At 78.4% G+C, this 1,396-nt stretch carries 1 protein-coding gene and 1 pseudogene; both read left to right on the top strand.

Features of this window, described 5'->3' with window-relative positions:
- A pseudogene (locus PAI11_RS27080) lies at positions 1-711 on the top strand (hypothetical protein); the annotation flags it as partial.
- Between the two features lie 40 nt (positions 712-751).
- The gene (locus tag PAI11_RS10605; protein WP_007574181.1) at positions 752-1,387 is read left to right on the top strand and encodes an RNA polymerase sigma factor; all 636 of its coding nucleotides are present in this window, start codon (positions 752-754) and stop codon (positions 1,385-1,387) included.
- The last annotated feature ends 9 nt before the right edge of the window (positions 1,388-1,396 follow it).

Here is a 1,396-nt window from a genome sequence, read left to right as displayed (position 1 = left end):
CCGCGCCCGGTCGCCGCCGCGTCCGGTCCCGGCTGGCCGAGCAGCCCGCCGCCGGCCGCGCCGTCCGGCGGCGACGGCCGCGGCCGCTGGATCGCGATCGGCGCGATCGTGCCGACGGTGCTGGTGATCGCCGGGGTCGGCGGCTACCTGATCGCCGGCGGCGGGGGCGACGACCAGGGCTCCGACGAGGGGGCCAAGGTCGCGACCGGCGACGGCGGCCGGCGCGATGCCACCACCTCCGACGGGACGACCACGCGGGCGAGCACCGCGACGGGCGCCACGACCACCACCACGCCGAGCCAGCGGACGACGACGACCGACGCGGGCGGCGGCACCTCGCCCGACGGCGGACGGACCCCGCGCCAGGTCGCCGCCGACCAGATGGTCCGGGCGATGGACCTGTCGGCTCGGGGCCGGACCCTGAGCGCGGGCGGCGACCTCGGCGGCGCGCTGGCCAACCGCGAGCGGGTGCTGGCGCAGCTGGCCGCGATCACGCCCGGAAGCGCGCAGCAGGAGCAGGCGCTGGAGGCCTTCCGGCGCGGGATCGTCGCCTCGCGCGATGCGATCCGCGAGCGGCGGGTCAACCCGACCGCCGGCGCCAACACCTACGACATCCAGGCGACCTCCGCCAAGCGCGAGTTCTGCCGCCGCTGGTCGTCGGCCGGCCTCCAGCAGCTGACCGCGCGCAGCTGCGACCCGGACGCGATCTGACCGCCTGCAATCCGCTGCCGCCAGCCGGCAGAGAGGGGGTGTGAGCACGCACGACGAACGACGAACCCGCACCGACGGGACGGCGGGGCGGTGGGCGGTCTACGACCAGCACCAGGCCGCCATCCGCCGCTACGTCGCCCGCCGGGTCGAGCCGTCGGCGGTCGACGACCTGACGGCCGAGACGTTCGCGGTCGCGTGGCGGCGCCTGCCGCGGCATGCCGAGGACCCGCTGCCGTGGCTCTACGGCGTCGCCCGCAAGGTCGTCCACGGCCATCGCCGCAGCCACGCCCGCCGCGGCGCGCTGGTCCGCAAGCTCGGCGACGCGGGGGAGGACCGCACCGCCAGCGGCGACCCGCAGGCACGGCTGACCGGCGATCCGGTGCTGGCGCCGGCCTTCGCGTCGCTCTCGGAGCGGGACCGCGAGGCGCTGGCGCTGGTCGCCTGGGAGGGCCTGGACAACCACGCCGCGGCCCGCGTCGTCGGCTGCTCGGCGGCGACGTTCGCCGTCCGGCTGACCCGCGCCCGAGCGCGGCTGCAGGCGGCGCTGGAGGTCGCCGAGGCCTCCGCCGACCGGACGGCGGCGGCCGACCCGGCCGCAGCCGCCGGCCGCGCGCCGACGCGGCCCGACCCGTCCGTCGCGGCGCCGACCGCGATCACCACCACCAGGAAGGCATGAGCATGAGCA

This window comes from Patulibacter medicamentivorans (genome assembly GCF_000240225.1).
GTDB lineage: Bacteria > Actinomycetota > Thermoleophilia > Solirubrobacterales > Solirubrobacteraceae > Patulibacter > Patulibacter medicamentivorans.
This window is presented reverse-complemented; position numbering and strand designations above follow the sequence as displayed.